Origin of the sequence: Nocardia xishanensis NBRC 101358 (genome assembly GCF_001613365.1) — a bacterium.
GTDB lineage: Bacteria > Actinomycetota > Actinomycetes > Mycobacteriales > Mycobacteriaceae > Nocardia > Nocardia xishanensis.
The window spans coordinates 62756-70890 of record NZ_BDCF01000045.1; the positions used below are offsets into that span (position 1 = coordinate 62756).

Below are 8135 nucleotides of genomic sequence, written 5' to 3' on the forward strand. Positions count from 1 at the left end.
TCACTCCTGCTGGGCCCTGCCACCCACGCCGGGCACCAAATCTGCGCGTTCGCCCAGATCAGCTATCGAGTTCGCGACCATCAACTGGCCGAGCGCGATGCCCCCGTCGTTCGGGGGGACCTGGCGGTGGCTGTAAACCTCGAAGCCTTCTCGTCGGAGCATCGTGATGCAGTTGACCAATAGGAATTCGTTGAGGAACACACCGCCGGAAAGCACGACCTGCCGTATGCCGGTGCCGCGGGAGATCTCGCGGCACTGCCGTCGCACCATGGCGACCACGCCGGAATGAAACCGACGGCTGATCTCGGCGAGCGGTATGTCAGCGGCGAGGTCCGCCGCGATCGCGCGGATCACAGGTCTGAAGTCGACTTCGGTTGTGTCATGAGCGAACTCGTATCCGTCGGCCACGTCGAGGTCACGGTCGAGCAAGCCCTCCAACTCGATCGGGCCCTGGGCTTCGTACTCGGCGTGTGAGCACACGCCCAGCAGGGCAGCGACTCCATCGAACAGCCGACCCATGCTCGTAACTTCGGGAGAATTGATGCGTCGCGCCCGCATCGTCGAATACACGTGCCGACGGTCCGTCTCGAGCCGGGCGATTTCCGGGAATGCCTGCGCGGCCACGTCGATATCGCCGAACGTGTCCAAAGCGATCGATACCCCGGTTCGAATCGGTTCGCGTACCGCTCGGTCACCGCCGATCAGCGCCAGGCGTCGCAGATGCGTTGCCCGCTCGAACCTTTCGAAGCCCCCGACCAAGAACTCCCCGCCCCACATGGTGCCGTCGGTGCCGTAGCCGGCTCCGTCGAAGACCACACCGATGGCCTGTCCGGTGAGTCGATTCTCCGCCATGCATGCGGCCATATGAGCGTGATGGTGCTGGACGAACATCGGATCGCCCTGTTCACCGATACCTTGGTGGGCACGGCTGGCACGGAAGTCCGGGTGCATGTCGTAAATGCCCGCCGCAGGGCGGAGATCGTAGAGCGACGCCAGGTGTGCCGCGGTCTTGTGATGAGAGGCGAAGGTTTCGTCGTTCTTCAGGTCGCCGATATGCTGGCTGAGGTAGACGCGGGAACCGGCGGACAGCGCCACCGTCGTCTTGAGTTCGGCGCCATAGGCGACGAGGGGAGCCAGCGGACGACCGACTTCTACCGGATACGGTGCGTAACCCCGCGCTCTACGCAGGAACGTCAGCAATGGGCTGTCCAATTCGGGATGCGATGACAACCGAACCACGGAATCGTCCACTCTGGTCTCGATTTCGCGGTCGTGGTAGAGGATCACATCGGCGATTTCGAAGAGTTGCTGGAGGGCGTCCTCGTTTCGATGGACGATCGGATAGCCGGAGATGTTTCCGCTCGTCATGACCAATACGTCCAAGCCTGCTTCGTCCAGCAGCAGGTGATGATGCGGTGCCGATGGCAGCATCAGACCTAGGTTCGGATTCCTCGGAGCGACACTTTCCGGGACCGAGCCGGGGCGTTTGCGAGCGAGCAGGATCGGCCTGGCCGGCGAGCGCAGCAGTTCTTCCTCCGCCGCGGATAGTTCTACGATCCGATGAGCGGTAGCCAGATCCCGAACCATGACGGCGAAGGGTTTCGAATCCCGGCGTTTGCGCTCACGGAGCAAGGCCACCGACTCGGCGCTCCTGGCATCCACGGCGAGGTGGAAGCCCCCGACACTCTTGACAGCCGCAACACGTCCAGCCATCAACTCCCGTGCGCACTGCTGTAGTGCCGCCTCGCCTTGGAGGACTGTTCCGCACCGGTCGGCGAGAAACAGATGCGGTCCGCATTCCGCACAGGCATTGGGCTGAGCGTGAAAGCGACGGCTTGCCGGATCTCGATACTCTTGGTCGCACCTCTCGCACATCACGAAGGAGTGCATTGTGGTTTGCGACCGATCGTAAGGAAGCGCGCGCACGATCGAATACCGTGGGCCGCAGTTCGTGCAGTTGATGAACGGGTATCTGTAACGGCGGTCGGTTGGATCGCGCAGTTCGGCCAGACAGTCGGCACACACGTGCGTGTCAGCGGGCACCAGGGCAACTTTTGCCCCGTTGCGTTCACTGTTCACGATGTCGAAACGGGTGGCCGCCGACTGTCCCACCGATTTGCTGAGGGCTTCCACGTAATCGACTCTGGCCAGTTCCGGCGCCTCGGTCGCCAGCTCCTCGCTGAAAAGTAGCAGCGCCGACTCGCGGCCACTCGCCTCTATGAGCACGCCCTCTGGATCGTTACGAACCCATCCAACTAGTTGTCGCTCACGGGCAAGCTTGTAGACGAACGGGCGATAGCCCACTCCCTGAACGACACCGGTGACCCTGATCTTCCAGGTTGCTTGTTCGGTCATGGCGATGGGTCAGCACAGCCGGGGCAGCTCCGCGCCCCGCAGCGGTTGAAGCGTCGATTCGCGACCTTTGGCATCCCGGAGGATCACCGCGGCGCCATCTCGGTCGGTTACTTCGCCGATCGCTGCGGCGTGCCGGCCGTACTCGTGCCCGTGGAGTGCGGCGAGCACGTCATCGGCCGCGTCGGGATCGACGAAAATCGCCAGGCAACCTTCGTTGGCACAGTGCAGCGGATTTATCCCGAGCATGTCCGCCGCCATCGCGGTCTCGTGCTGGATGGGCAATGCCGGCGCATCGATCATGATGGCCTTGTCCGACCTGCCCGCGTACTCGTGCAGCACAGCCGATAGTCCGCCTCGCGTGACATCACGCATCGAGTGAATCGATCCGGCAGGCACGGCGGCGAACAATCGGTCGATCATGGAGTTGAGCGGTGCGCAGTCGCTGAGGACGCGGCTTTCGAAACCGAGACCTTCCCTGATCGATAGCAGATGAACAGTGTGGTTACCGAGGGGGCCAGAAAGTATGACCGCGTCTCCGGAGCGCACGGAATCCATTCGCAGGGGCTCCCGCGCGAAGAAGCCGACCCCACTCGTGTTGAGGTACAGCTGATCCGCTTCTCCAGCGCGTACGACCTTCGTATCGCCGCACACGATCTGCACACCTGCTTCTCGTGCGGTCTCCCGAATGGAGGTCAGCACACGGTACAGGTGATCGAACGGTAATCCCGTCTCCAGAATCATCCCGAGCGTGAGATAGCGGGGAGACGCTCCTGAGACGGCGAGATCGTTGACGGTCCCGCAGACCGCGATTTTTCCTATGTCGCCGTTGCCGAAGAACGGAGGGTCGACCACGAAGCTGTCCGTAGTCATCGCGATACGGCTACTCTCCACGGGCAGGACCGCGCTGTCCTCCATCTCGCCCACATAGACATCACTCAGTGACTCCGCGATGAAGTCCACGAGCTCGGTGGACAGCGCCGCACCCGTGCCGTGGTCGAGTTGGATCTTCCGGGTTGCGAGGGTCATGGCGTCTTGGTCTCTTTCCGGGGGAGGCCGCCGTTCCCGTCTATCATCAGCAGAATTTCTTCGGAACTGGCAACTGTGGCGCAGTAACCTGCGAGCCATTCGAGTGCGCGCTGACGGTCGGATTCGAAAGCGGAGAATACGCAGTCGCTCGGCACTCCGACGATGTATCCACGAAAGAATGCGTCGGCTGCCGTCGTCTGAATACAAATCTGTGTTTGCAGACCGACGAGTATCAAGGTCTCGACCCCCAAGGCCTGGAGCCTGTCGTGCAGGTCGGTCTCGTAGAAGCCGCTGTCCTTGCTCCTCTCCTGAACCACATCATCCGAGTCGAGGAACTCGCGAACCACCTCGGCGCCCGGCGTGCCTCGCAGGGCGGGGACGCGGCCGTCGTACCGCTCGGCGAGGGGATCGTCCGGTTCGTTGATGAGTTGCAGGTGAAACACGGGATGACCACGTCGCCTCATGGCGGACAAGAATCCCGACAGATGTGGAGTCGCCGCCGCAATTGCCGCCGTACGCTCCGGATTCTTACCGACGATATCGTACTGCAGGCCGCTTGTTATGACTGCGATCTTGGACATGCCGATTCCTCTGGTAATCGAATGAGCTCGCCGAGGAGCATCATGTGAATGGTTCCAAATGGATGGATATTACGGATCTCAAGCCGACTTGGAATTCGGCGAGCTGCTCTGCGCGTCATGCGCGCCACTTTGCAGATCCTGGGCGATCCTCGACCAGTTGGCCGCGCATTGGTGCGCGAATTCGATCATGTGGTCGCGGGAATGGGGCCGAATGGTATCAGCTATCTTCTGGGCATCGTCGCTGTTCACTGCGCGTTGGTGCAGCCAGCGAAGGAGTTCGCGACCGTTGGCGCTCATGCGTAGCGCTGGGTCACGTGACAGTAAAGCCAGGATGGTATCGAGATCCGCGGGCTTCTTGGCGTCCGGCGAGGGTGTAAGCCGATCACGCGCGTTCGATAGTTTGCGCTCCGGGGCCGATCGGGTACGGGGGGCCTTGTTTTCGTCTGAATTGATTAGTGGATCGTCCCCGCGTTCGAGCCTGGCGCGTACGTCACGAACGGTCGACGGAGAGAGGCCCACTTCTTGGGCGATGCTACGAAGGGATGCGTCGGGGCGGGCAGCGATGAGCTCAGCGGCGGCTCGCCGGGCCGAGTTGGTATCTACGGGTCGTAGGCGGCCGTCGCTACCCAAGCGATGGCTCGACTGTGAGTTGTCGTCGATAGAGCTCCGGATCGATGCCACCGTCTTGGCGGATAGGCCCGCGGTGGTCGCGATCGAACGGTCCGACCAGTGCGGATGCGTTCTGATGATTCGTTCGGCAGCGCTACGCCGATCGGCCAAGGACAACGGCAGACCGTGGGTTACGTTCTCTTGGACCCCGACGATGAAGGCGAGCTCCTCTGAACCATCCACCAGATATGCATCAATATGTGTGAATCCCTTCAGTCGCGCGGCGACTGTGCGGTGAAATCCGTCGATTACTCGCATTGTGGGCCGATGGACGAGAATCGGTGGTAAAGGCCATTCGGCCTCGACCAACCGTTCTATGTGCGATTGATCCTCACCTTGGGATCTGGGGGATCCGATAGTTACAAGCGATGCGATCTCTAAAGATTGTTTGACGCGATTCGATTTCGAGGAATGACTCAACTGCTCAGTCCCCCTACCTTTCAAGATCAGATCTACTTTCGCAAATTACCGCAGGCGCATCCGTCGGGCAAGTGGACATGATCGTGGTTGGCGTAACAAAAGTTGGTCTATGGTCCTCGGGGGGAGTTCGGGACGCCTGGATGCATTTATTGGGTCGACAAACCTTCTCTATGTGCCGACGCCCTCGGTGCGCTGCGAGCTGTGCCGATCCATTCGTGGGGGACGGCCGACCCGGGGGCTGTCCAACTGGGTGGAAGCCGCAGTTGCACACCATGATTCCGTCCATTGCCGCAGGTCACCTACCTGGCGTGGGTGCGGGCCCGCCAGGCGCATCGGCTCGCAGCCGGGTGCCTGATCGGTCCTTACTGATAGCACCGCGCAGCCGGTATGAGATCGAATTGTTCGAATTGTTCAATTTGTTCAGCGGGTGATCTTGATAATAATTGAATTCGTAGAGACAGTTATGGTCGACTCGTATCCGAGGTCGGGTCGGGGAAAAGCTGCTATAATCCATCGCCGGCATCGAATTCGCCGAGCCGGCATCAACCATCGTCTGGGACAATCGCTGATCCTGGCTCGAACAAGGCCGACCGATTCGCCGGTAACCAGCTGCTGATCTCCTTTGTCGAATCAGCGGTTCTCAATTTCTGTGGTCGATTCCAGGGAAATTCTGTTGGGCATCTGACCGAATCCCGACCCTCGACGCTTGCTGAGACGCCGAGCCGACACGGAACAGTTGGACCCGCAAGCGAGGGTGTAGTTCCGCGAGCGGGCGAGGTCACACCGAGCGCCGCGGGCGATCGCGCTGGGATCCGGCTGCCGTGTCCGGGATGGCCATGCGAGCCCGATTGCGCTGTCTCGCTGAGGAACTCGGTGCGGTGTCCACGAGAGGAAAGAGAGCATCAGATGAGCTATGCGAGCCGCAAGGACGATCATGTCCGTCTGGCCGTCGCACAGCAACGCGAGTCGATGGCCGGGCATCGCCCGTGTCCGTTCGACGAAGTCGCGTTCGTTCACCACGCTCTACGCGGCACCGCGGAGCGCGCTATTTCTCTTGCCACCGAGGTCGGGGGCGCGACCTGGCCTGTCCCGTTGTACATCAACGCGATGACCGGCGGCAGCCCCCGCACCGGCGAGGTGAATCGCGGGCTGGCGATCGCCGCCCGTGAGACCGGCTTGGCGATCGCCTCGGGCTCGATGAGCGCGTACCTGGCAGACGGTTCGGTGGCCGAGACGTACCGCATACTGCGCCGCGAGAATCCGGATGGCTATGTCATCGCCAATGTCAACGCCAACGCCACACCGCAGATGGCGGCGCGGGCGGTGGAGCTGTTGCGAGCCGACGCACTTCAGGTGCACGTCAATGCGATCCAGGAGATCGTGATGCCGGAGGGGGACCGGGACTTCTCGGCCTGGCCGCGCAATATCGCGCGCCTGACGGAGACGCTCGACGTACCGGTGATCGTCAAGGAAGTCGGGTTCGGGATCAGTGCCGACACTGTCACGCAACTGACCGACCTCGGCGTCCGGATCGTTGACGTATCCGGAACCGGTGGAACGAATTTCGCGCTGATCGAGAACGCCAGGAGGCAACGAGCCGACTTCGACCTTCTCGCCGACTGGGGCTTGTCCACCCCGGCCTGCCTGGTCGACGCAGCCGAGGTGGCCCTTCGGAACGGGGTCACACTGCTCGCTTCTGGTGGGGTGCGAACTCCGCTCGATGTCGTTCGCGGCCTTGCGCTCGGCGCCAGTGCGGTGGGGGTATCGGGACACTTCCTCTCGATTCTCGAGGCAGAGGGCATCGATGCGTTGATCGCGGCGATCAACACATGGATCACTCGAATCCGGCAGCTCATGATGCTGCTCGGCGCCGAAACCGTGTGCGCGCTTGCGGACACCGACGTGATGCTGACCGGCCGACTCGCCGAGACTTGCGGACTGCGCGGAATCGACCCAGCCGCCTACGCCCGGCGCTCCCGAAAGCCTCTGCGGCAAGAACCCCTACGAGCCGCATCCTCCGACGTCGCACACCCTGTGAAGGTTGATGATCATCGCGCCTGAAGGCTCTGACCTGGCGAGTGTGGTCGTATCGAATGGTCTTGTGGCACACAGTGTCTCCGGCGACCGCGTCGGAGTTCTCTCAGTGCCGCGGCGAGTCTCGATCAGCGTCGTCCGGATCGCTGGCTGCGGGGGAGCTCCAGGCATCGCGGGTGATGGCGGCGGTTGGTGTGCCGACCGGCATGGTGGGGAGGATCACGTGTGCATCGATTCTCCGGTAAATGCAGATCCTCTGCCGATGGGTAACCTGGATCGTAAGTTACTGGTGAGTAATTTAGGTCGTATTATGATGCGGCGAGGCTGAGCGACGCAGCGTCGCCTCGGGAGGGAAAGGTCACTGCATGAGCCCCCTGGTAGCAACGTTAGGCATCATCTCCGTACTGGTCGGTGTCGCAGCGTGGTCTGGGTTCGTATTGGCGGTGCGCAATATCGTGCGCACGATCCGGCTGGGGCAGTCGGCCCCTGACCGGTTCAGGCCGTTCCTGCCGCGATTCGCCACCATGGTCAAGGAATTCGCCGCTCATACCCGCATGGTGAAGTTCCGGACCGTCGGCTGGGCACACTGGCTGGTGATGGTCGGCTTCCTGATCGGCTTCGTCACGGTCTTCCAGGCTCAGGGGCAGATCTTCAGCCCCACTTTCACGTGGCCGTGGGTCGGCAACACCTTCGTCTATCACCTCCTCGACGAACTGTTGGCCATTGGCACTGTCGTCGGTGCTCTGGCGCTGATCATCATCCGGCAGCTGAACCACCCGCGTCGGCCCGAGCGGCTCTCGCGGTTCTCCGGCTCGAACTTCTTGGCGGCCTACTTCGTCGAGTGCATCGTGCTCATCGAGGGCATCAGCATGCTGGGTGCGAAGGCCCTGGTGCTGGCCTACACCGGTGAGCACCATGCCAGCAGCGACTTCGTCACTATGCATATCGCCGAGTTGCTGCCATCGAGTGCCGCGCTGGTGTCGGTCTTCGCCTTCTGCAAGCTGATGGCTGCGCTGGTGTGGGTGGTCGTGGTCAGCCGCAATATCAACT

Annotated in this window: 5 protein-coding genes and 1 pseudogene; 2 read left to right on the top strand and 4 right to left on the bottom strand. The window is 61.9% G+C overall.

From position 1 onward, the window contains the following. From hypF to NX1_RS35645, 4 genes are all read right to left on the bottom strand, one after another. Positions 1 to 2355 (bottom strand): carbamoyltransferase HypF, encoded by a 2355-nt coding sequence (gene hypF, locus NX1_RS27150; RefSeq protein ID WP_068065110.1) that lies wholly within the window; start codon positions 2353 to 2355, stop codon positions 1 to 3. Positions 2356 to 2364: 9 nt separating this feature from the next. Continuing rightward, complete coding sequence (gene hypE, locus NX1_RS27155) at positions 2365 to 3381, bottom strand: hydrogenase expression/formation protein HypE (RefSeq protein ID WP_068065112.1); 1017 nt, start codon at positions 3379 to 3381, stop codon at positions 2365 to 2367. Beyond that, a complete protein-coding gene (locus NX1_RS27160) occupies positions 3378 to 3962 on the bottom strand; it encodes a cysteine hydrolase family protein (RefSeq protein ID WP_068065113.1) in 585 nt (194 codons plus the stop codon). The genes hypE and NX1_RS27160 overlap by 4 nt, the downstream gene beginning before the upstream one ends. Before the next feature lie 78 nt (positions 3963 to 4040). Further along, entirely contained in the window at positions 4041 to 4889 is an 849-nt protein-coding gene (locus NX1_RS35645; RefSeq protein WP_084501796.1) for a ParB/RepB/Spo0J family partition protein, read from the bottom strand. A 1068-nt stretch (positions 4890 to 5957) separates the two neighbouring features. On the opposite strand from NX1_RS35645, the gene fni reads away from it, so the two are divergent. Both fni and NX1_RS27170 read left to right on the top strand, forming a co-directional pair. Beyond that, positions 5958 to 7112, top strand: a complete 1155-nt coding sequence (fni, locus tag NX1_RS27165) for a type 2 isopentenyl-diphosphate Delta-isomerase (protein ID WP_084501797.1) — start codon at positions 5958 to 5960, stop codon at positions 7110 to 7112. Between the two features lie 338 nt (positions 7113 to 7450). Continuing rightward, positions 7451 to 8135, top strand: a pseudogene (locus NX1_RS27170) (Fe-S oxidoreductase); the annotation flags it as partial.

Excerpts from the sequence above, each read along its gene's own strand:
- hypF (WP_068065110.1), bottom strand. The coding sequence starts at position 2,355 with ATGACCGAACAAGCAACCTGGAAGATCAGGGTCACCGGTGTCGTTCAG.
- hypE (WP_068065112.1), bottom strand. The coding sequence starts at position 3,381 with ATGACCCTCGCAACCCGGAAGATCCAACTCGACCACGGCACGGGTGCG.
- NX1_RS27160 (WP_068065113.1), bottom strand. The coding sequence starts at position 3,962 with ATGTCCAAGATCGCAGTCATAACAAGCGGCCTGCAGTACGATATCGTC.
- NX1_RS35645 (WP_084501796.1), bottom strand. The coding sequence starts at position 4,889 with ATGCGAGTAATCGACGGATTTCACCGCACAGTCGCCGCGCGACTGAAG.
- fni (WP_084501797.1), top strand. The coding sequence starts at position 5,958 with ATGAGCTATGCGAGCCGCAAGGACGATCATGTCCGTCTGGCCGTCGCA.